General features: G+C 59.0%; 21 protein-coding genes and 1 pseudogene. 3 read left to right on the top strand and 19 right to left on the bottom strand.

All coding sequences use genetic code 11. The features are described from left to right. Positions 1-19: 19 nt before the first annotated feature. From ACEN8Z_RS08615 to ACEN8Z_RS08600, 4 genes and pseudogenes are all read right to left on the bottom strand, one after another. On the bottom strand, positions 20-367 hold the full coding sequence (locus ACEN8Z_RS08615; RefSeq protein ID WP_495597360.1) for a phage holin family protein: 348 nt from the start codon (positions 365-367) through the stop codon (positions 20-22). 123 nt (positions 368-490) lie between these two features. After that, on the bottom strand, positions 491-1,069 hold the full coding sequence (locus ACEN8Z_RS08610) for a DUF642 domain-containing protein (protein ID WP_495597359.1): 579 nt from the start codon (positions 1,067-1,069) through the stop codon (positions 491-493). Between the two features lie 6 nt (positions 1,070-1,075). Beyond that, positions 1,076-1,268: pseudogene (locus tag ACEN8Z_RS08605) on the bottom strand (Com family DNA-binding transcriptional regulator). A 509-nt stretch (positions 1,269-1,777) separates the two neighbouring features. Further along, the gene (locus ACEN8Z_RS08600) at positions 1,778-2,512 is read right to left on the bottom strand and encodes a LexA family transcriptional regulator (protein WP_495598105.1); all 735 of its coding nucleotides are present in this window, start codon (positions 2,510-2,512) and stop codon (positions 1,778-1,780) included. Between the two features lie 209 nt (positions 2,513-2,721). Between ACEN8Z_RS08600 and mutS the strand changes: the two genes are divergently transcribed. Further along, on the top strand, positions 2,722-5,301 hold the full coding sequence (mutS, locus tag ACEN8Z_RS08595; protein WP_442095658.1) for a DNA mismatch repair protein MutS: 2,580 nt from the start codon (positions 2,722-2,724) through the stop codon (positions 5,299-5,301). Between the two features lie 142 nt (positions 5,302-5,443). Further along, complete coding sequence (gene fdxA / locus ACEN8Z_RS08590; protein WP_108227902.1) at positions 5,444-5,767, top strand: ferredoxin FdxA; 324 nt, start codon at positions 5,444-5,446, stop codon at positions 5,765-5,767. A gap of 473 nt (positions 5,768-6,240) precedes the next feature. On the opposite strand, the gene rpoS is transcribed toward fdxA, so the two are convergent. From rpoS to ACEN8Z_RS08550, 8 genes are all read right to left on the bottom strand, one after another. Continuing rightward, positions 6,241-7,248, bottom strand: coding sequence for an RNA polymerase sigma factor RpoS (rpoS, locus tag ACEN8Z_RS08585; RefSeq protein ID WP_108227903.1), 1,008 nt, complete (start codon positions 7,246-7,248; stop codon positions 6,241-6,243). A gap of 105 nt (positions 7,249-7,353) precedes the next feature. Continuing rightward, positions 7,354-8,211 carry a peptidoglycan DD-metalloendopeptidase family protein gene (locus ACEN8Z_RS08580; RefSeq protein WP_007996924.1) on the bottom strand — a complete coding sequence of 286 codons (858 nt, stop codon included), beginning with the start codon at positions 8,209-8,211 and terminating at the stop codon, positions 7,354-7,356. A 211-nt stretch (positions 8,212-8,422) separates the two neighbouring features. After that, on the bottom strand, positions 8,423-9,058 hold the full coding sequence (locus tag ACEN8Z_RS08575; RefSeq protein WP_177323574.1) for a protein-L-isoaspartate(D-aspartate) O-methyltransferase: 636 nt from the start codon (positions 9,056-9,058) through the stop codon (positions 8,423-8,425). 41 nt (positions 9,059-9,099) lie between these two features. Then, the gene (gene surE, locus ACEN8Z_RS08570) at positions 9,100-9,849 is read right to left on the bottom strand and encodes a 5'/3'-nucleotidase SurE (protein ID WP_007996928.1); all 750 of its coding nucleotides are present in this window, start codon (positions 9,847-9,849) and stop codon (positions 9,100-9,102) included. Then, positions 9,837-10,895, bottom strand: coding sequence for a tRNA pseudouridine(13) synthase TruD (gene truD / locus ACEN8Z_RS08565; RefSeq protein ID WP_495597358.1), 1,059 nt, complete (start codon positions 10,893-10,895; stop codon positions 9,837-9,839). Before truD ends, surE begins: the two co-directional genes overlap by 13 nt. Beyond that, positions 10,892-11,365, bottom strand: a complete 474-nt coding sequence (ispF, locus tag ACEN8Z_RS08560) for a 2-C-methyl-D-erythritol 2,4-cyclodiphosphate synthase (protein ID WP_007970721.1) — start codon at positions 11,363-11,365, stop codon at positions 10,892-10,894. The genes truD and ispF overlap by 4 nt, the downstream gene beginning before the upstream one ends. Positions 11,366-11,408: 43 nt before the next feature. Beyond that, positions 11,409-12,254 (bottom strand): S-formylglutathione hydrolase, encoded by an 846-nt coding sequence (gene fghA / locus ACEN8Z_RS08555; RefSeq protein ID WP_495597357.1) that lies wholly within the window; start codon positions 12,252-12,254, stop codon positions 11,409-11,411. Between the two features lie 8 nt (positions 12,255-12,262). After that, entirely contained in the window at positions 12,263-13,375 is a 1,113-nt protein-coding gene (locus ACEN8Z_RS08550) for an S-(hydroxymethyl)glutathione dehydrogenase/class III alcohol dehydrogenase (protein ID WP_495597356.1), read from the bottom strand. Between the two features lie 106 nt (positions 13,376-13,481). Here ACEN8Z_RS08550 and ACEN8Z_RS08545 point away from each other — a divergent pair, with 106 nt between their 5' ends. Beyond that, a complete protein-coding gene (locus tag ACEN8Z_RS08545; protein WP_277535141.1) occupies positions 13,482-14,378 on the top strand; it encodes a LysR family transcriptional regulator in 897 nt (298 codons plus the stop codon). A 179-nt stretch (positions 14,379-14,557) separates the two neighbouring features. Here the strand turns inward: ACEN8Z_RS08545 and ispD are convergent, their stop codons facing one another. From ispD to ACEN8Z_RS08510, 7 genes are all read right to left on the bottom strand, one after another. Further along, the gene (gene ispD / locus ACEN8Z_RS08540; protein ID WP_495597355.1) at positions 14,558-15,265 is read right to left on the bottom strand and encodes a 2-C-methyl-D-erythritol 4-phosphate cytidylyltransferase; all 708 of its coding nucleotides are present in this window, start codon (positions 15,263-15,265) and stop codon (positions 14,558-14,560) included. After that, positions 15,262-15,540 carry a cell division protein FtsB gene (gene ftsB / locus ACEN8Z_RS08535; RefSeq protein WP_007996937.1) on the bottom strand — a complete coding sequence of 93 codons (279 nt, stop codon included), beginning with the start codon at positions 15,538-15,540 and terminating at the stop codon, positions 15,262-15,264. Before ftsB ends, ispD begins: the two co-directional genes overlap by 4 nt. Positions 15,541-15,702: 162 nt before the next feature. After that, positions 15,703-16,992 carry a phosphopyruvate hydratase gene (gene eno, locus ACEN8Z_RS08530; protein ID WP_007990244.1) on the bottom strand — a complete coding sequence of 430 codons (1,290 nt, stop codon included), beginning with the start codon at positions 16,990-16,992 and terminating at the stop codon, positions 15,703-15,705. A 156-nt stretch (positions 16,993-17,148) separates the two neighbouring features. Further along, positions 17,149-17,994 carry a 3-deoxy-8-phosphooctulonate synthase gene (gene kdsA, locus ACEN8Z_RS08525; protein WP_495597354.1) on the bottom strand — a complete coding sequence of 282 codons (846 nt, stop codon included), beginning with the start codon at positions 17,992-17,994 and terminating at the stop codon, positions 17,149-17,151. A gap of 5 nt (positions 17,995-17,999) precedes the next feature. Then, a complete protein-coding gene (gene pyrG, locus ACEN8Z_RS08520; protein ID WP_007996939.1) occupies positions 18,000-19,631 on the bottom strand; it encodes a CTP synthase in 1,632 nt (543 codons plus the stop codon). Between the two features lie 274 nt (positions 19,632-19,905). Beyond that, entirely contained in the window at positions 19,906-21,234 is a 1,329-nt protein-coding gene (gene tilS / locus ACEN8Z_RS08515) for a tRNA lysidine(34) synthetase TilS (RefSeq protein ID WP_495597353.1), read from the bottom strand. Positions 21,235-21,369: 135 nt separating this feature from the next. Then, on the bottom strand, positions 21,370-22,317 hold the full coding sequence (locus tag ACEN8Z_RS08510) for an acetyl-CoA carboxylase carboxyltransferase subunit alpha (protein WP_007990250.1): 948 nt from the start codon (positions 22,315-22,317) through the stop codon (positions 21,370-21,372). Between the last annotated feature and the right edge of the window lie 120 nt (positions 22,318-22,437).

Genomic DNA, 22,437 nt, shown 5'->3' with positions numbered 1-22,437 from the left:
TGACCTCTACTATTAATGACTATCTGTCGGGGTGATTATCCTGCGACGGCACATCGCAAACACCGATTCGCTTGGCCGCCCAACGCTCATAAAGTCCGATGGCCACGTCGGCACCGGCCATTGCTGTCAGACATCCAAATGCACAGGCAGTCCATATCGACATGCCAGCAGCGTACAACAGCATGATCGCCGAGACGCCGCAGATCATGCAGGCCCCGGAGCGCAGGGCCAGGCGCCGCAAGAGCGACCAGCCGCGGGCGCCATCCTTGTCGGCACGCCACATTTCGCCGGACACCCCGCCCAGCAAGGCGAGGACAATGACGAGCCAGATCGGAATGTCCAGCAACGCTTGATGCTCGTTTGTCATGTCACGCCTCCCGGGGTGATTGATGAATGCAGGGATTAAGCGAAGAGCGGCGCCGGGCCCCGGCGCCGCCATGCAATCGCAACGTTGTCACTGCAAATGCGGGTGGAAAAGCACCGCTGAAAATTACAGGGCTTCGACGACTACATTGTCGATGAAGGCGTAATTGCCATACGGGTTCTGCTCGTTAGAGAAGGCCAGCGTCGTTTGAGGAGTGGTGGCGGTGAAATCGTAAGTAATGGTGCCCCATTCGATCGCAACACCTTGGGCAACCGGAGTATTGAAGCTGACGGTTTCCCCGGCCACTTTTACCTGTACAACACCATCGCCGGCACGGCTGGCATATCGCGAATTACCCGCACTGAAGGTCAATCGATACCTTGCCCCGACTACCGTGGCAAAGTTTTGCTGGATCCCACCGCCATTGCGATAAACGTAATTGGCAAGGTCAACCATCGACGTGCCATCCGGGCCTGTGGAGCCGGCGATTGCAGCGGGCGTCAAGTACTCGACACCGGACAGAAACGTCGTCCAGCCAGTGATGAGGTTCGCTTGCGCTGTGGTATCAAGGACACAGGTACTGCTGCAGCCAGGTTGTTCAAAGCTACCATTGACCAGGAGATTGGCCGCAACTGCGCTGCCGCCGGAACCAAGTAGCACAGCGGTCAGCAAGAGGGGGGCAATGTGTTTTTTGATTTCGGTCATGCGTGTTCACCTATTGAGAGGAATGATTGACAAAGCTGTCGATACAGCTTGCGTGTCGCTCACAGGCGATCGCCTCGAGGCTCAGGGCCTTCACATGATTCAATGTTCCGCATCGAGAACATTTGATCTGGAGTTCCGTGTACTCGCCCGTCCGGGCAAGAAGTTTTTGGCAATATCCACATCTGCAATCTTTCAACATCTGCTATGCCTTTGAGTTTCTGTCGGCCCCCGGCTTTTGAACTGAAGGCCCTGATATGAGCTGGAATGTCTGACGACAGGGAGGCATTTCACAAATGCCCGGTAAGGACCAGGCTTTGTGAAATAAGGCCCTTCGCGCCAGACTTTCGGCGCGACTGAGACGGTATGTGCCCACTTAGGGTTTTCCCGACCGCGGTCCCTGCCCGCCGGATAACTGCTTCTGGTGCTTTACGCTGCACACCCGGGTCAGTTGCCAACCCTCTGAACCGTTAAGGCCGGTTCATCGCTGCCTGTGTGGTGAAACTAAAGAGCTTCGTTTCAAGTCGCTTTGTCGAGCGGCTTGAGATGAATAATATGCATTGATGCATACACAGTCAATGCATAAACGCATTTATTTATGCATAATTTTGCACTAACGCATTAGAGCCTCGACCACACAGGCCACGACGTGCTCTTTGGCAGGCGAAAAAAAACCCGCCATTGAGCGGGTTTTATCGGGCAGAGCGCTTGTCAGCGGGCGTACATCCCCCACCAGAAGACATGACCGAGGATGACGATCTGCTCTTCCTGGATTTCCTGGAAGCTGTAATCCTCGTCCGGATGCTCGTCACGATTGAAGCTGCGCAAGCGAATCCCGGACGGCAGGCGATACAGCTGCTTCACCCGCAATTGGCCGTTGTGATTGATTGCATAAAGGTCGCCATCAACGATATCGCCAATGCCACACTTGCCGGCATTGACCCCGACCGTGGCACCGTCGCGCAGTACCGGCAACATGCTGTTGCCCCGCACTGTCACGCATTTGGCCTGGTCGAACTGCACGCCGTTGTGGCGCAGGCTTCGCTTGCCGAAGCGCAGGCTAGAGCGCTCGCTTTCTTCGATGACGAATCTTCCCGATCCTGCTGCCAATTCAACCTCGCGAAGAAAGGGAACCGACACCTCGTCGTCATCGACAGGGGTATCGTCGTCCCACAGACTTATATCCTTGAGTTCCGAATGCACGGGAGTGCGCCCGGCATTGGCGGCAGACGCGACGTCCGCGCGGCCACGCAACTGGTCGGTGCTCACGGAGAAATACTCGGCGATCTTCGAAATATGTTTATCCGAAGGATCGACGATCTTACCGCTGAGAATGCGCGAGAGCGTGGATTGAGGCACGCCGGTTCGACGGTGAAGCTCCGTGGGGGAGATCCCGTGCTGATCGAGCAATGCTCTTAATACGGTAGATACGTTGCGTTTATGCATAGCCCGCATAGTGCTTGCTCTTCTCGAAGAAGACAATGCCGATTTGCATAAACGGTGCATAACATGATTTTTGCATCGTAAAAGCTGTCACCCGGCCGTGGTGCCTGCGTCGGGTAGACCGCCCATGGTAACCTTGCGCCCATCGCGGAAAAGCCCGGCCGTTGCCCCGCTTTTGCCCCACCTCTTTCAACGAGCTTCCTGACAATCCGATGAATAAAGCCGTCTCCGACCTGTCCTCCCACACCCCGATGATGCAGCAGTACTGGCGCCTGAAAAACCAGCACCCGGACCAGCTGATGTTCTACCGAATGGGCGACTTCTACGAGATCTTCTATGAAGACGCGAAGAAGGCCGCCAAGTTGCTGGACATCACCCTGACCGCCCGCGGGCAGTCGGCTGGCCAGGCGATTCCGATGTGCGGGATTCCTTACCATGCCGCTGAGGGTTACCTGGCAAAGCTGGTGAAGCTGGGCGAATCGGTGGTGATCTGCGAGCAGGTTGGCGATCCGGCTACCAGTAAAGGGCCTGTGGAGCGTCAGGTCGTGCGCATCATCACGCCGGGAACGGTGAGTGACGAAGCGCTGCTCGATGAACGCAGGGACAACCTGATCGCCGCCGTTCTGGGTGATGAGCGCCTGTTCGGCCTGGCGGTGCTGGACATCACCAGTGGCAACTTCAGTGTGCTGGAAATCAAGGGTTGGGAAAACCTGCTGGCGGAACTGGAGCGGGTCAATCCGGTGGAACTGCTGATCCCGGATGACTGGCCCAAGGACTTGCCGGCGGAAAAACGCCGCGGTGTGCGTCGCCGTGCACCGTGGGATTTCGAACGCGATTCGGCGCTCAAAAGCCTGTGCCAGCAATTCTCGACCCAGGACCTCAAAGGCTTCGGCTGTGAGAACCTGACCCTGGCCATCGGCGCAGCGGGTTGCCTGCTGGCCTACGCCAAGGAAACCCAGCGCACCGCCCTGCCCCATTTGCGCAGCTTGCGCCATGAACGCCTGGACGACACTGTAGTGCTCGATGGCGCCAGCCGTCGCAACCTGGAGCTCGACACCAACCTGGCAGGGGGCCGCGACAACACCTTGCAATCGGTGGTGGACCGTTGCCAGACCGCCATGGGCAGCCGCCTGCTGACCCGCTGGCTGAATCGCCCGTTGCGCGATTTGACGGTGCTGTTGGCACGTCAGACCTCGATCACTTGCCTGCTCGACGGCTACCGCTTCGAAAGACTGCAACCGCAGCTCAAGGAAATCGGCGACATCGAGCGGATTCTTGCGCGGATCGGCCTGCGCAATGCCCGCCCACGCGACCTCGCCCGCTTGCGTGATGCCCTCGGCGCACTGCCGCAACTGCAAGTGGCAATGACCGAGCTCGAAGCTCCGCACCTCCAGCAACTCGCTACCATCACCAGCACCTACCCGGAACTGGCGGCACTTCTGGAAAAAGCCATCATCGACAACCCGCCGGCGGTCATTCGTGACGGCGGCGTGCTGAAAACCGGTTACGACAGCGAACTCGACGAACTGCAGTCGCTCAGCGAAAACGCCGGACAATTCCTGATCGACCTCGAGGCACGGGAAAAGGCCCGCACCGGCCTGTCTCACCTGAAGGTCGGCTACAACCGCATCCACGGTTACTTCATCGAACTGCCAAGCAAGCAGGCGGAATCAGCACCGGCCGACTATGTTCGCCGCCAGACGCTCAAAGGCGCCGAGCGTTTCATTACGCCGGAACTCAAGGCCTTCGAAGACAAGGCATTGTCAGCCAAGAGCCGCGCCCTGGCCCGCGAGAAGATGCTGTACGAAGCACTGCTCGAAGACCTGATCGCCCAGTTGCCACCCTTGCAGGACACCGCCGGCGCCCTGGCCGAGCTGGACGTCTTGAGCAACCTGGCCGAACGTGCGCTGAACCTCGACCTGAACTGCCCACGCTTCGTCAGCGAGCCGTGCATGCGCATCAGCCAGGGTCGTCACCCGGTGGTCGAACAAGTGCTGACCACGCCGTTCGTGGCCAACGACCTGAGCCTGGACGACAACACCCGCATGCTGGTGATCACCGGTCCCAACATGGGCGGTAAATCCACCTACATGCGTCAGACCGCCTTGATCGTGCTCCTGGCGCACATAGGCAGCTTCGTACCGGCAGCCAGTTGCGAACTGTCGCTGGTCGACCGCATCTTCACCCGGATCGGCTCCAGCGATGACCTGGCCGGCGGGCGTTCGACCTTCATGGTGGAAATGAGCGAAACCGCGAACATCCTGCACAACGCCACAGAGCGCAGCCTGGTTCTGATGGACGAAGTCGGGCGCGGCACCAGCACCTTCGACGGTCTGTCCCTGGCATGGGCGGCGGCCGAGCGCCTGGCGCATCTGCGTGCCTACACACTGTTCGCCACCCACTACTTTGAATTGACCGTCCTGCCGGAAGCCCAGCCGCTGGTGGCCAACGTGCACCTCAATGCCACCGAGCACAATGAACGCATTGTGTTCCTGCACCACGTGCTGCCTGGGCCGGCCAGCCAGAGTTATGGCCTGGCCGTTGCGCAGCTGGCGGGCGTGCCGAGCGAAGTCATCACCCGTGCTCGCGAGCATTTGAGCCGCCTGGAAGACACCGCCCTGCCCCATGAGACGCCTGCACCGGCCAAAGGTAAACCGGCCGCGCCGCTGCAAAGCGACCTGTTTGCCAGCCTGCCGCACCCGGTGCTGGATGAACTGGCCAAGCTCGATCTGGACGACATGACGCCGCGCCGTGCTCTCGAAATGCTCTATACACTAAAGACACGGATCTAACGCAGCGGCTTGCAAGCTGTTAGAATCTCGCGCGGTTTGGGATGCTGCTGGCTAATAGCCTGGCCAGCAGACTATCGCTCCCGAACCTGGCGACCCCTACGAGAAGGGGCGCAGCAAGCCGCGCCTGAGGAGAAAATTAGAAATGACCTTCGTCGTCACCGACAACTGCATCAAGTGCAAGTACACCGACTGCGTAGAAGTCTGTCCGGTGGACTGCTTTTACGAAGGCCCGAATTTCCTGGTGATCCACCCGGATGAGTGCATCGATTGCGCGCTGTGCGAACCTGAATGCCCTGCTGTGGCAATCTTCTCCGAAGATGAGGTTCCGGCCGGCATGGAGAACTTCATCGAGCTGAACGCAGAGCTGGCCGATATCTGGCCAAACATCACCGAACGTAAAGACCCTTTGCCCGATTCCGCAGAATGGGACGGCAAGACAGGCAAGATCGAACACCTCGAACGCTGATTACCCCCTCGTTCCCTAAAAAGGCCCCACAAGGGCCTTTTTGCTTTTCTGCAGGCAAAAAAAAAGGGGCGGTTTGACCCGCCCACATTTTTTCCCTATTCCCTGTGTTCCTTTTCATCGTCCTGATGAATCGCGTCCTGCGATATCCATATCCCTCATCCTTGAAGGACGTGTCTGTCCGTCGACACAACCTGAATATTAGAGTTTTCCCCTCCGGGATCAATCGCCCCTTGGCGCGAATTCCAACTGTCACACCCCATTAATAATAAAAAATAGTTATATAAATCAAAAAGATAAAGCCACGAAGCGCTTAGCATGGACGACTGCCAGGGTGTAAAAATAACGAACACTTACGCAAGAGTAAGCCCAGGCTTACAGTACGGAACCAAAATTCCGAGGGGACTCGGCTTCCTGGCCAGGCATTAAAAAACCCCGAGCCAGTCGGGGTTTTTTATGCCATCGCAGTGAGTGCCTTACTGGAACAGCGACTCGCTCGACAGACCATTTTTTTCCAGGATCTCGCGCAACCGCTTCAAGCCTTCCACCTGAATCTGTCTGACCCGCTCCCGGGTCAGGCCGATTTCCAGGCCTACGTCTTCAAGGGTGCTGCTTTCATGACCGCGCAGGCCGAAGCGGCGTACTACCACCTCGCGTTGCTTGTCGGTCAGTTCCGAGAGCCATTGATCGATGCTCTGGGACAGGTCGTCGTCCTGCAACAGTTCGCATGGATCGGTTGGACGGTCGTCAGTCAGGGTATCAAGCAGGGTTTTATCCGAGTCCGGACCCAGCGAGACGTCGACCGAAGAAACCCGCTCGTTAAGGCCGAGCATACGCTTAACCTCTCCTACCGGCTTTTCCAGCAGGTTGGCGATTTCTTCGGGTGAGGGTTCATGGTCGAGTTTTTGCGTCAGCTCCCGCGCAGCCCGCAGGTACACATTCAGCTCTTTGACCACATGGATCGGCAACCGGATGGTCCGGGTCTGATTCATGATTGCGCGTTCGATGGTCTGGCGAATCCACCAGGTCGCGTAGGTCGAGAAGCGGAAACCGCGTTCCGGATCGAACTTCTCCACTGCCCGGATCAAGCCGAGGTTGCCCTCTTCGATCAGGTCCAGCAGCGACAGCCCACGATTGACGTAGCGTCGGGCGATTTTCACCACCAGCCGCAGGTTGCTTTCAATCATGCGCTTGCGCCCGGCCGGATCGCCACTTTGCGACAGGCGCGCAAAATGAACTTCTTCTTCGGGTGACAGCAGGGGGGAGAAACCAATTTCATTGAGATACAGCTGCGTGGCATCAAGTGCCCGCGTGTAGTCAATGTACTTGTGTTGTTTCAACGATGTGGAGTGTTTGGATTTGGCACGAACGGAAGGTGGAGCCGCCCCTTCATCATTCGACATCGAATCCATATCGATGCTGCTCTCCATCAGGAGAACCTCATCGTCGATGTCAAACTCCGGCACTTCTTTACTGAGAGCCATTGTTATAGTCCTTTGGTGAGTTCGACCTCAAGCCCAAGCGGCGCCTTGATCCCTGGCAACGCTGGAGCCTGTCCCCTCTACGCAACGGAACAGGCTGGTAAGCGATCAACGACGTGGCAGGAATTGCAGCGGATCTACAGGTTTACCTTGGCGGCGAATCTCAAAATGCAGTTTCACCCGGTCTGTACCCGTTGACCCCATTTCGGCAATTGTCTGTCCGACCTTGACCTGCTGCCCCTCCCGAACCAACAGCCTGCGGTTATGTCCGTAGGCACTGACGTAGGTTTCACTGTGCTTGATGATCACTAATTCGCCGTAGCCCCTTAAGCCACTCCCGGCGTACACCACCGTCCCATCAGACGCAGCTAAAACAGGCTGTCCCAAATCTCCGGCGATATCAATTCCTTTATTCAAACTACCGTTTGAAGAGAATTTCCCGATCAGAATGCCATTAGATGGCCATCCCCAGCCGGTCGGGGCTGGCCCGGGAGGGGGCAACGGAGCGGGTGCCGGCTTGTTCGCGACGGACGGTACAACCGTCGTTGTGCTGGTGGCCGCACCGTTTACCGGACGACGGATGACCGTGGTTTTACTCGAAGACGAAGGTGTTGAACTGGACGAACTGACCACCGCCGTCGACGTTGAATCGCTACGACCATCAAAGCGAATCGTCTGACCCGGATGGATGGTGTAAGGCGCAGCAATGTTGTTACGTGCCGCCAGGGCCTTGTAGTCCCAACCGTAACGGAAGGCGATGGAGAACAAGGTGTCCTTGGGGCGAACGACGTATTGTCCCGTGGTCACGGCCGGACGCTGGGCCGCGGCATTGTTGCGGTCCACGACACGTACATCGCTGGATTTGTTGCTGGAACAACCGACCAGCAAGGTACTCAAGACAAGGCCAGTCACCAGGCGCTGAAAGCTCGTTTTACCCATACGCTGCGCTATGACTGTGAGACTCACCCGCCGCTCCCTTTGTGGTGGCTGAAAATGTGAAATACCGGAGTCCGGCATGAACTGTCGCAAGTATAACGGGCCGTGCACGCTTTACCTTTAATGCGGCGAATCGGTGTCGCGCACACGTTTGCTGCCTGACGATGAATCCCGTTCAAACGAACGATGCCGCTGTAAGACAAAGGCAATCGAAGAGAATTCAGCGCGCCGAAACAAATGCTCAGGCCAGTGGCCCGTTGAGCAATGGCACGAAGCGCACAGCCCCCAGGACATGCCTGGAAAAACCTTGTTCCTCGCGGATGATCAGCATCAATTGCTGGACTTCGCCGGACCCGACCGGGATCACCATTCGCCCTCCCGGTGCCAACTGATCAAGCAATGCCTGGGGCACATCCGTCGCCACTGCAGTGACGATAATCCCGTTGTACGGCGCCAGTGCCGGCCAGCCTTCCCAACCATCGCCCCAGCGGAACACCACGTTGCGCAGGTTCAGTTCGACCAGACGTTCCTTTGCCCGATCCTGCAGAACCTTGATGCGCTCGACCGAGAACACACGCTCGACCAGTTGCGACAGCACGGCCGTCTGATAACCCGACCCGGTGCCGATCTCCAGCACCTTGTCGAGGGGACCGGCCTCCAGCAGCAGCTCGCTCATGCGCGCCACCATATAAGGCTGGGAGATGGTCTGGTTATTACCAATCGGCAGCGCGGTGTCTTCATAGGCACGGTGCGCCAGCGCTTCGTCGACGAACAGGTGGCGCGGGGTCCGGCGAATGACCTCCAGCACCCTGGCGTTGGAAATGCCTTCCTCGTACAGGCGCTGGATGAGCCGCTCCCGGGTTCGCTGGGAGGTCATGCCGATGCCGCGACGCAGCATATCGTCTTGTTCGCGAGTCATTAGCGCAGCCCCTCCAGCCAGCCGTCCAGACTTCTGAAGGCATCATTGAACGTGCGATCGAGTTGCAACGGCGTGATCGAAACATACCCCTGCATCACCGCATGGAAATCGGTACCCGGGCCACCATCTTCGGCATCCCCGGCCGCCGCGATCCAGTAACCGGACTTGCCCCGCGGATCCACCACTTTCATCGGTGCCGCGGCACGGGCGCGATGGCCCAGGCGAGTCAACTGGATACCGCGGATACGGTCCAGCGGCAAATTGGGAATGTTCACGTTCAGTACCGTACGCGGTGGCAGATCCAGGTCAGCGTGGGCTTCGACCAGTTTGCGCGCGAAATAGGCAGCTGTGGGAAGGTTCTCTACCTGGCGTGAGACCAGCGAAAAGGCAAACGAAGGGTGTTTCAGAAAACGCCCCTCAAGGGCCGCCGCCACCGTACCGGAATACAGGACATCGTCCCCCAGGTTCGCGCCCAGGTTGATCCCGGAAACCACCATGTCCGCTTCGCGCTCCAGCAGTCCATTGAGGCCCAGGTGCACGCAATCGGTGGGCGTGCCATTGAGGCTGATAAAGCCGTTGGCCAGGGTTTGCGGGTGCAACGGACGGTCGAGCGTCAGCGAACTGCTGGCGCCGCTTTTGTCCTGGTCCGGGGCGATAACCACGCATTCGGTGTAATCCGCCAGCGCAGCATAAAGCGCGGCGAGACCGGGTGCGGTTACCCCATCGTCGTTAGAAATCAGAATACGCATGGGCTGTCCGTCTGCCCCACCGGCACCAGATCGACAAGCTCACGCACCAATACGGTGGCGAAGCATCCGGCCGGCAGGACGAATTCCAGTTGCAGAATGTCAGGCTCGGGATAATGCCACGTCAACCCGCCAATGGGCAGCCGCAGGATGCGACGTTCGTGGCTCATACCGGCGTTGATCAACCAATCACGCAAATCCGCTTCGCGTGCGGCGATGGCCTGCTCCAGTTCATGGACAACGCCCGTGGCCGGCGAGTCACCTTCGCCCCACTGCGGACCGGTCGGGTGCAGATCGAGAATCGCCAGGCGCGGGTCGCTGCACTCTGCCTCACCGGCCGGGAAAAAGCTGCGACTGTCGGTGAACGCCAGCAGATCACCCACCAGGGCACGCTGCCAGGTGCCATCGGCGACACGTGCGGCCAGCACCTGATTGAACAGAAAACTGCGCGCCGTGGAGAGCAGTCGCGAGCGCACGTTGCGCTGCTCTGGCAAGGCCTTGCGCGCGGCCCAGGCGCGAGCATCGACCACATTACCGCCGTCATGGCCGAAACGCTGAGCGCCGAAATAATTGGGGATGCCTTGTTTGGCGATCAGTTGCAGACGCTCTTCAAGCGCAGACTTGTCGCCGGCGAATTGAGTCAGGCGCAACGTAAAACCATTGGCCGAGTGCGCACCGCGTTGCAGTTTGCGCTTGTGGCGGGCGGTCTTGAGGATCTTCAGCGTATCGTTTTCCGCGGCCGACAGATCAGGGTCGGCCTTGCCCGGCAATTGCACGCTGAACCACTGGCGAGTCAACGCCTGACGGTCCTTGAGCCCGGCATAACTGACAGTGCGCAATGGCACGCCCGCAGCCTTGGCAATCCGCCTCGCAGCTTCTTCAGTATTCAGGCCGCGCTTTTCCACCCAGATCCACAGGTGTTCGCCTTCGCCACTCAGTGGGATGTCGAGCACTTCATCAACCTGGAAATCTTCCGCGATCGCTTTCAGGACCGCCGTGCCGAGGGTCTCACCGTAAGCCCGCGGGCCGAGCAATTGCAGTTCGTTCATGCGCGCAGCAACAAGGCAACGGAGTGCACGGCAATGCCTTCTTCGCGACCGACAAAGCCGAGCTTTTCGGTGGTGGTAGCTTTCACGTTCACTTGATCCAACTCTACTTGAAGATCCGCGGCAATCAGCGCGCGCATCGATTCGATATGCGGGGCCATTTTCGGCGCCTGAGCGACGATGGTGTTATCGACGTTGCCGACTTTCCAGCCTTTGGCGTGGACCAGTGCGACGACGTGACGCAACAGCGCGCGGCTGTCGGCGCCCTTGAATTGCGGGTCGGTATCCGGGAAATGCTTGCCGATGTCGCCCAGCGCCGCGGCGCCGAGCAAGGCATCGCTCAAGGCGTGCAAGAGGACGTCACCGTCAGAGTGAGCGAGCAACCCGAAGCTGTGTGCAATGCGCACACCGCCCAGAGTGATGAAATCGCCTTCAGCGAAACGGTGCACATCATAGCCGTGGCCAATACGCATAAAAAAACGCCCCGATTTTTGTCAGGGCGTGATTCTACCTGCATTAGCCAACCAGAGCATGCGCGTGATGCCGCAAGTGCTCATCGATGAAACTGGCGATGAAGAAATAGCTGTGGTCATAGCCCGGTTGCAGGCGCAACGTCAGCGGGTGACCGGCCAGTTTGGCCGCCTGTTGCAAGGCTTCCGGCTTGAGCTGGTTGGCGAGGAAATCGTCGCGATCACCTTGGTCGACCAGCAGCGGCAGCTTTTCATCAGCCTCGGCAATCAACGCGCAGGCATCCCATTCGCGCCATTTCGAACGGTCTTCTCCCAGATAGCGGGAAAAGGCTTTCTGCCCCCACGGGCAATCCATCGGATTGTTGATTGGCGAGAACGCCGACACCGACCGATAACGCCCCGGATTGCGCAAAGCGCAGACCAGCGCGCCGTGGCCACCCATGGAATGGCCGCTGATGCCGCGTCTGTCCGAGGCCGGGAAATGGGCTTCGACCAATGCCGGCAATTCCTGCACGACATAGTCATGCATCCGATAGTGGCGCGACCACGGTTCCTGGGTGGCATTCAGGTAAAACCCGGCGCCGAGGCCGAAGTCCCAGGCGCCATCCGGATCGCCAGGCACATCAGGGCCGCGAGGACTGGTGTCCGGCGCGACGATGATCAGCCCCAACTCGGCGGCCATGCGCATGGCACCGGCCTTTTGCATGAAGTTCTCGTCGGTGCAGGTCAGGCCGGACAACCAGTACAACACCGGCAGCTTGCCGCCCTGCTCCGCCTGCGGCGGCAGGTACACGGCGAACACCATGTCGCAGCCGAGCACTTGCGAGCGATGGCGATAACGCTTGTGCCAGCCGCCAAAACTTTTCTGGCAAGAGATGTTTTCCAGGCTCATGTCCGACCTCAGAAATGAATGACGGAACGGATGCTTTTTCCTTCATGCATCAGGTCAAACGCCTTGTTGATATCTTCCAGGCCCATGGTGTGGGTGATGAAGGTATCCAAAGGGATTTCGCCGGTCTCGGCCATTTCCACATAGCTCGGCAATTCGGTACGGCCACGCACGCCGCCGAACGCCGAACCGCGCCAGACGCGGCCGGTGACTAGCTGGAACGGACGGGTGGAGATTTCCTGACCAGCACCGGCAACACCGATGATCACCGACTCGCCCCAACCCTTGTGGCAGCACTCCAGCGCGGCACGCATCAGTTGCACGTTGCCGATGCACTCGAAGGAAAAATCGACGCCGCCATCGGTCATGTCGACGATGACTTCCTGGATCGGGCGATCGAAGTCTTTCGGGTTCACGCAGTCGGTTGCACCCAGCTGTTTGGCGATCTCGAATTTCGCCGGGTTGATGTCGATGGCGATGATCCGCGCAGCCTTGGCTTTCACGGCACCGATGACAGCGGACAAACCAATGCCGCCGAGGCCGAAAATGGCCACGGTATCACCCGGCTTCACCTTGGCTGTATTGAGCACCGCGCCGATGCCGGTGGTGACACCGCAGCCCAGCAGGCAGACTTTTTCCAGTGGCGCTTGCTTGTCGATTTTCGCCACGGAGATTTCCGGAAGCACGGTGTACTCGGAAAACGTGGAAGTGCCCATGTAGTGGAAAATCGGCTGACCCTTGTAGGAAAAACGAGTCGTGCCGTCCGGCATCAGACCTTTGCCCTGGGTCGCGCGAATCGCCTGGCAGAGGTTGGTTTTACCCGACAGGCAGAATTTGCATTGACGGCATTCCGGGGTGTACAGCGGGATCACATGGTCGCCGACCGCGACAGAGGTCACACCCTCGCCTACCGCTTCAACAATCGCCCCACCTTCGTGACCGAGGATCGACGGGAAGATGCCTTCCGGATCAGCGCCGGACAAGGTGTAGGCATCGGTATGGCAGACACCGGAGGCCACCACGCGCAGCAACACTTCGCCGGCCTTGGGCATGGCGACATCGACTTCAACGATCTCCAGAGGTTTCTTGGCCTCGAAGGCAACGGCGGCGCGCGACTTGATCATGGGATTCTCCAGTGAATAAAAACGAGTAAGTGAGTGTAATACACGGCTACAAGATGAATAATCGAGACAAATGCAAAATATTATTGCCACACAGGGATAATCCCCAATGTCCGAAAACCGCTGGGAAGGCATAGACGAATTCGTCGCCGTCGCCGAATACAGCCAGTTCACCGCGGCTGCGGAACGCCTGGGCGTTTCCTCCTCCCACGTCAGCCGACAAATCGTCCGCCTTGAAGAGCGCCTGCAAACCCGTTTGCTCTACCGCAGTACCCGCCGGGTCACGCTGACCGAAGCCGGACAAACCTTCCTGCAACATTGTCAGCGCTTGCAGGATGGGCGGGAAGAAGCATTGCGAGCGGTCGGCGACTTGACCAGCGAACCCAAGGGCATGCTGCGCATGACCTGCGCCGTGGCATATGGCGAGCGCTTCATCGTGCCGCTGGTGACGCGTTTCATGGGGCTGTATCCGCAACTACGCATCGATATCGAACTGACCAACCGGCAACTCGACCTGGTGCACGATGGCCTCGATCTGGCAATCCGCCTCGGGCGTTTGCAGGATTCACGATTGGTGGCCACCCGCCTTGCGCCACGACGGATGTTTCTTTGCGCCTCGCCGTCCTACCTTGAACGTTATGGTCGACCGCACAGCCTGTCGGAACTCAGCCGTCACAACTGCCTCATCGGCAGCTCGGACCTCTGGCAACTGGAGCAGAATGGGCGGGAATTTTCGCAAAGGGTGCAGGGAAACTGGCGCTGCAACAGTGGGCAAGCGGTACTGGACGCCGCGCTACAAGGCGTAGGACTGTGTCAGCTACCGGACTATTACGTGCTGGAGCATTTGAAAAGCGGCGCGTTGATTTCGTTGCTGGAAGCGCATCAACCACCGAATACCGCCGTTTGGGCGTTGTACCCGCAGCAGCGGCATTTGTCGCCAAAAGTGAGAAAATTGGTGGACTACCTGAAGGAAGGATTGGCCGAACGGCCGGAGTATCGAAGCTAGGCGTATGCCAGGGTGTCAGCACGATATCGATTGCCTGGACTACCGCTATCGTCGGAACGCCGCCCGGAGCAAACTCACTCCTACAGGGGTCGGGGGTCAACCGCAAATCTTGTGTGCACCAATGAACCCTGTAGGAGTGAGCCTGCTCGCGATTGGGGACAACACTGAACCCAAATCAATCAGTGACGATTGGCCCAACGTTGACGCAACCACTCAAGGTCTTCAGGACGCGTAACCTTGAGGTTGTCGGACCGCCCTTCGATCAGGCGTGGTGCCGAGCCGGCCCACTCCATCGCCGAAGCTTCATCGGTAACAACGGCATCGGCCACCAGACTGTCCGCCAGTGCGCGATGCAACGCGCCAAGGCGGAACATCTGCGGCGTGTAGGCTTGCCAGATCACACTGCGATCCACGGTTTCGACCACACGACCGTGCTTGTCGACTCGCTTGAGCGTGTCCCGCGCCGGCACCGCGAGCAGTCCGCCGACAGGATCGTCAGCCAGCTCAGCCAGCAGCTTGTCCAGATCGTCACGGCTGAGGTTTGGCCGTGCGGCATCGTGAACCAGTACCCAATCCTCATCATCAGCGCCCTGTGCGTGCAAATGCAGCAGCGCATTGAGCACCGACCCGGAGCGTTCGGAACCGCCCTCGACCCGGGTAATACGTGGATCACTGGCACACATCAGGTTCGGCCAATAAGGATCATCAACAGCAAGACTGACCACCAGGCCTTTCAGGCATGGATGATCAAGGAAACAGCCGAGGCTGTGTTCGAGAATAGTGCGCCCTCCCAGTTGCAAGTATTGCTTGGGACGGTCCGCGGCCATACGGGCACCGACGCCCGCGGCAGGAATCACGGCCCAGAAGGCCGGTAACGTCTGGTTCATTGCGCCAACTGGTAAAGGGTTTCACCGTCCTTGACCATGCCCAGCTCATGGCGAGCCCGTTCTTCAACGGTCTCCATGCCCTTTTTCAACTCACTGACTTCGGCGTCCATTACCCGGTTGCGCTCCAGCAATGCCTGGTTCTCAGCTTGCTGATCCGCAATCTGCTGCGTCAACTCGGCCACTTGCGCCAGACTGCCATTTCCCACCCACAGGCGGTACTGCAGGCCAGCCAGCAACAGGAGCAAGACGAGGAACAACCAATTGGGACTGCGCATCGAATATCAGGTATCCAGTGAAAAAAGACAGCCATGCCAAACGTGAAGCTTCTGATAGCACGAAGCCTGGAAGAACCAGGCTTGTGCTTATAAGGCATCAGATTAGTGGCAAAATCGTCGCTGTAGCGATTTTTCCGACACAATCCGGTGTCTTTTTTTTTATCAACCGCGGAATTCGCTGCGGCCGTTGTACTTGGCTTTGCCGTTCAACTGCTCTTCGATACGCAGCAGTTGGTTGTACTTGGAAACGCGGTCGGAACGGCACAGGGAGCCGGTCTTGATCTGGCCAGCCGAGGTGCCCACAGCCAGGTCGGCAATGGTCGAATCTTCGGTTTCGCCGGAGCGGTGCGAGATCACGGCGGTGTAACCGGCAGCCTTGGCCATCTGGATGGCTTCCAGGGTTTCGGTCAGGGTACCGATCTGGTTGAACTTGATCAGGATCGAGTTGGCGATCTTCTTGTCGATGCCTTCTTTCAGGATCTTGGTATTGGTAACGAACAGGTCGTCGCCTACCAGTTGGGTCTTCTCGCCGATCTTGTCGGTGAGGATCTTCCAGCCAGCCCAGTCGGACTCGTCCAGGCCATCTTCGATGGAGATGATCGGGTAACGCTCGGTCAGGCCCTTGAGGTAGTCAGCAAAACCTTCTGCGGTGAACACCTGGCCTTCGCCGGACAGGTTGTACTTGCCGTCTTCGTAGAATTCGCTGGCTGCGCAGTCCAGAGCCAGGGTCACGTCAGTGCCCAGCTTGTAACCAGCGTTGGCCACGGCTTCGGAGATCACTTTCAAAGCGTCTTCGTTGGAAGCCAGGTTCGGAGCGAAACCACCTTCGTCACCGACGGCAGTGCTCAGGCCACGGGCCTTCAGCACGGCTTTGAGGTGGTGGAAAATCTCGGTGCCCATGCGCAGACCTTCCGAGAAAGACTTGGCGCCAACTGGCTGAACCATGAATTCCTGGATGTCGACGTTGTTATCGGCGTGCTCGCCGCCGTTGATGATGTTCATCATCGGAACCGGCATCGAGTAGACACCCGGGGTGCCATTCAGGTTTGCGATGTGAGCGTACAGCGGCAGGTCCTGGTCCTGTGCTGCTGCCTTGGCCGCGGCCAGGGAAACGGCGAGGATTGCGTTAGCGCCCAGGGATCCTTTGTTTTCAGTACCGTCGAGCTTGATCATTGCCAGATCGAGCGCTTTCTGGTCGCTTGGGTCCATGCCTTTCAACAGGTCTTTGATCGGACCGTTGATGTTGGCTACAGCCTTCAGAACACCCTTGCCCAGGTAACGGCTCTTGTCGCCATCACGCAGCTCGAGCGCTTCACGCGAGCCAGTGGAAGCACCGGACGGCGCGCAGGCGCTGCCGATGATGCCGTTATCGAGAAGCACATCCGCTTCCACGGTGGGATTGCCACGGGAGTCGAGAACTTCACGACCTTTGATGTCGACGATTTTAGCCATTGTTGTAAACACTCCAAAGTTGACGAAAACGACGCAGCTGTAGGAAATCTTTGATCGTCGGCAAGTGAGGTGCAGCGGGCAGTCTTGCAGACGACAAGGCTCAGGCCCGAGGGTCTGAGCGTTAAATCGTGCGGTACTTTACCGGAGAATTGAGGATTACGCGGTTTCTACCGTCGGAAAACTCTTCACCAGTTCGTCCAAAGCTTTGAGCTGGGCCAGGAATGGCTCCAGTTTGTCCAGGCGCAAGGCGCAAGGACCGTCGCATTTGGCGTTGTCCGGATCCGGATGGGCCTCCAGGAACAGGCCGGCCAGCGACTGACTCATGCCGGCCTTCGCCAGGTCGGTGACCTGGGCGCGACGACCGCCAGCGGAATCGGAACGACCGCCAGGCATTTGCAGCGCGTGGGTCACGTCGAAGAACACCGGGTATTCGAACTGCTTCATGATGCCGAAGCCAAGCATGTCGACGACCAGGTTGTTGTAGCCGAAGCTCGAACCACGCTCGCAGAGGATCAACTGATCATTACCCGCTTCCACACACTTGTTCAGGATGTGTTTCATTTCCTGAGGCGCGAGGAACTGGGCTTTCTTGATGTTGATCACGGCACCCGTTTTGGCCATCGCGACCACGAGGTCGGTCTGGCGCGACAGGAAGGCCGGCAACTGGATGATGTCGCAGATTTCAGCGACGACGGCGGCCTGGTCAGGCTCGTGAACGTCGGTGATGACCGGCACGCCGAAGGCTTGCTTGATGTCCTGGAAGATGCGCATGCCTTCTTCCAGGCCAGGACCACGATAGGAGGTCACAGAAGACCGGTTGGCTTTGTCGAAACTGGCCTTGAACACGTAGGGGATACCGAGCTTTTCGGTGACCTTCACATACTCTTCGCAAACCTGCATGGCCATGTCACGGCTTTCCAGCACGTTCATGCCGCCGAACAGCACCATGGGTTTGTCGTTGGCAATCTCGATGTCGCCGACGCGGATAATCTTCTGTGCCATCGGGGTTACGCCTTCTTCTGGTGTTGAGCCAACGCGGCCTTGACGAAACCGCTGAACAGCGGGTGACCGTCGCGTGGCGTCGAGGTGAACTCAGGGTGGAACTGGCAAGCGACGAACCATGGGTGATCCGGTGCTTCAACCACCTCAACCAGTGCGCCATCCCCGGAACGACCGGAGATTTTCAAACCGGCTTCCATGATTTGCGGCAGCAGGTTGTTGTTCACTTCGTAGCGATGACGATGACGCTCGACAATCACGTCCTTGCCATAGCAACCGTGAACCAGGGAACCCGGCTCCAGCAGGCAATCCTGAGCGCCGAGACGCATGGTGCCGCCCAGATCGGAGGCTTCGGTACGGATTTCGACCGCGCCGGTGGCATCTTCCCACTCGGTGATCAGACCCACTACCGGGTGACCGCTTGCACGATCGAACTCGGTGGAGTTGGCGTCTTTCCAGCCCATCACGTTACGGGCGAACTCGATAACGGCCACTTGCATGCCCAGGCAGATACCCAGGTACGGAACCTTGTTTTCGCGAGCGTATTGAACGGCAGTGATCTTGCCTTCGACACCACGCAGACCGAAGCCGCCAGGCACCAGGATTGCGTCAACGCCTTCCAGCAGCGCGGTGCCCTGGTTCTCGATGTCTTCGGAATCGATATAGCGCAGGTTGACCTTGGTACGGTTGCTGATGCCGGCGTGACTCATCGCTTCGATCAGCGACTTGTAGGCGTCCAGCAGCTCCATGTACTTGCCGACCATGGCGATGGTGACTTCGTGCTCGGGGTTGAGCTTGGCGTCGACCACGGCTTCCCACTCGGACAGATCGGCACCGCCGCATTGCAGGCCGAAACGCTCGACGACGAAATCGTCCAGGCCCTGAGAATGCAGAATGCCCGGGATCTTGTAGATGGTGTCAGCGTCTTCCAGGGCGATCACCGCACGCTCTTCAACGTTGGTGAACTGCGCGATCTTGCGACGCGACGACACGTCGATCGGGTGGTCGGAGCGGCAGACCAGCACGTCTGGTTGCAGGCCGATGGAACGCAGCTCCTTCACCGAGTGCTGGGTTGGCTTGGTTTTGGTTTCGCCGGCAGTGGCGATGTACGGCACCAGTGTCAGGTGCATCAGCATCGCGCGCTTGGCGCCGACTTCGAAACGCAGTTGGCGGATCGCCTCGAGGAACGGTTGCGACTCGATGTCACCCACGGTGCCACCGATCTCGACCATTGCCACGTCAGCGTCGCCAGCACCCTTGATGATGCGGCGCTTGATTTCGTCGGTGATGTGCGGAATCACCTGGATGGTTGCACCCAGGTAATCACCACGGCGCTCTTTGCGCAGGACGTGTTCATAGACACGGCCGGTGGTGAAGTTGTTGTTCTGGGTCATGGTCGTGCGGATGAACCGCTCGTAGTGACCCAGGTCCAGGTCGGTCTCGGCGCCGTCGTGTGTGACGAACACTTCACCGTGCTGGAACGGGCTCATGGTGCCCGGGTCGACGTTGATGTACGGGTCCAGCTTCAGCATGGTGACCTTAAGTCCCCGCGCCTCCAGGATGGCCGCCAATGATGCCGATGCAATGCCTTTCCCCAATGAAGAAACAACACCGCCCGTGACGAATATGTAGCGCGTCATGAAAAACCCTAGAAGTCTGCGTTAAAGCGGTCCGAGCCGCCGGGGAAAGCGAAGGAAGGCCGAAGCCCCCGATCACCTGCATTAATCACAGTGCACCTTTCAAAAAAACCGCCGCGTTGGGACAGACCGGGAAATGAATCACCGGTTCGTTGCTCGCTACACATTTTTTGGAATCGCCCAGCAAAGACTGCTTGGTAATCGGCAACTCCTGCAATTCAGGCGAATCCACAGAAGTTGTATCAAGAAGGGAGCGTAGTCTACCGGAAAGCCCCTTTCAGCTCAAACCTTGATCTTCGTTCAGTGGCTGCCAATGCAAATGCCAGTCGCCGATCGCATCGCCATCGAGCCCCTTGAGGTTCGCTACCGCCAGCAATTGCCCGTCTTTGTAGAGCAGCGGCAATCTGCCGCGCACGAAGGACGGTACACCACTTTCATTGAGCAAACGTTTCAGGTCCCGATGGCCGCGGCCTGGCAAAGCCATGACCTCTCCCCCCTCACGATAGCGGATCTGTAACGGGCCGTCGGGGATCTGCCCGGTGAGCGAAAGCACGCCGTTATCCGCAATTGCCAGCGGTGAAGCCGGATCCTGCCACGCCCCGGCGGCGGGCAGAGGGCGCAACCAGCGGCCGGACAGCCACCAGATCCGCCCGCCCGCCCGATGCAGTTCGCCATCGGCCAGCCGCCATACCGGGCAGGCATCGCCGGTGGCGTCGCGCAAATCCTCCCAACCCGACCAATGGTCAGTGTCCGGCAGGCGGGTCAGCGGCTCGAGCCAATGACTCAAGGCATTGCGCTGCCGGGCATCAGAGAGTTGCGCAAGCGGCGCCAGTTCAAGGGACCGCAATCCCAGCCAGTCGAATTCACTGCCGGAGCTGGCGTTACGCAAATCCATGTCTGCCAGCTCTTCGAGCAACCCCTGCGCCTCAGTCAAATGCGCCGCGCTGCGGGCCATGGTCGCCACCGCTTGTGGCCAGCGCCGGGTCAATGCGGGGAAGACTTGGTGCCGCAGGTAGTTGCGCGAGTACTGCCGATCTTCGTTTGAAGGATCTTCGATCCAGCTCAAGCCATGCTCGTTGGCATAGGCCTCCAGTTCAACCCGCGTGACGTCGAGCAATGGCCGCAGCAGATGGCCCTTGCCCAACGGGCGCTGACGCGGCATACCCGACAGCCCGCGTACGCCCGCTCCGCGCAACAATCGAAACAGCAGGGTTTCCGCCTGATCGTCGCGGTGCTGGGCTGTCAACAGTACGTCACCGCACCCAGTCACTTCGGCGAACGCGTGATAACGCGCGTCTCGCGCCGCACGTTCAAGGCTGGCACCGGGCTGCACCTGCACCCGAACGATCTGCAACGGGACGCCCAGCGCAGCGCACACGGAACGACAATGTTCCGGCCACGCATCGGCCACAGCTTGAAGGCCGTGATGAACATGGATGGCGCTCAGCGCCGGCAGGGATTCGGTTTTTGCGAGGTGTGCGAGCAGATGCAGCAGGACGGTGGAGTCCAGGCCGCCGGAGAAGGCGATGCGCCAAGCCGGAGCGTTACGCCACGGTTTCAGATTCAGCAAAAACCTGGAAGGCAAGTCAATCGCGGGCCGATCCATATCTTTCCCTTTGCACAAATCAAATGTGGGAGCGGGCTTGCTCGCGAAAGCGGTTCAACATTCAACGCACCCGCTGACTGTTATACCGCTTTCGCGAGCAAGCCCGCTCCCACACATGAGTACAGCGAGAGCTGATTACAGGCCGTAGCTCATCAGACGCTCATAACGACGGGCCAGCAGCGCGTCGTTATCGAACTTCTTCAGCATCGCCAGTTGCGAGCTCAGCTCGGCGCGGATCGATGCAGCGGCAGCGGCCGGGTCACGGTGCGCGCCGCCCAGTGGCTCGCCAATCACCTTGTCCACGATGCCCAGCCCCTTGAGGCGCTCGGCGGTGATACCCATCGCTTCTGCGGCATCCGGTGCTTTCTCGGCAGTTTTCCACAGAATCGAAGCGCAACCTTCCGGCGAGATCACCGCGTAGGTCGAGTATTGCAGCATGTTCAACTGGTCGCAGACACCGATCGCCAGTGCACCACCGGAACCACCCTCACCGATCACGGTGGCGATGATTGGGGTTTTCAGGCGGGCCATGACTCGCAGGTTCCAGGCAATCGCTTCGCTCTGGTTACGCTCCTCGGCGTCGATGCCTGGGTAAGCGCCCGGGGTGTCGATGAAGGTCAGGATCGGCATTTTGAAACGCTCGGCCATTTCCATCAGACGGCATGCCTTGCGGTAGCCTTCAGGACGTGGCATGCCGAAGTTGCGGCGAACCTTCTCGCGCACTTCACGGCCCTTCTGGTGACCGATGATCATCACCGGCTGGTCGTCCAGACGGGCAATACCGCCAACGATCGCAGCGTCGTCGGAGAAGTGGCGGTCACCGTGCAACTCGTCGAACTCGGTGAAGATGTGTTCGATGTAGTCCAGGGTATACGGACGTTTCGGGTGACGCGCCAGACGTGCGATCTGCCAGCTGGTCAGCTTGCCGAAAATGTCTTCGGTCAGCGTTTTGCTCTTGTCCTGCAGGCGGGAGATCTCATCGCCGATATTCAGCGAATTGTCATTACCGACCAAGCGCAACTCTTCGATCTTGGCTTGCAGGTCGGCGATCGGCTGTTCGAAATCTAGAAAATTCGGGTTCATAGGCGTCCGTCTTGGGTCGAGTCCCAAGGGATCTTGGGCCGGCCGGTTGTCTATTCGCGCCCTACCTTAAGGGACAGGCGCGTTGAGGTCGAGATTAAAAATTCAGGTTGCGGGCAGGCG

It is taken from the genome of Pseudomonas sp. Pseusp10 (assembly GCF_059492225.1).
This window is presented reverse-complemented; position numbering and strand designations above follow the sequence as displayed.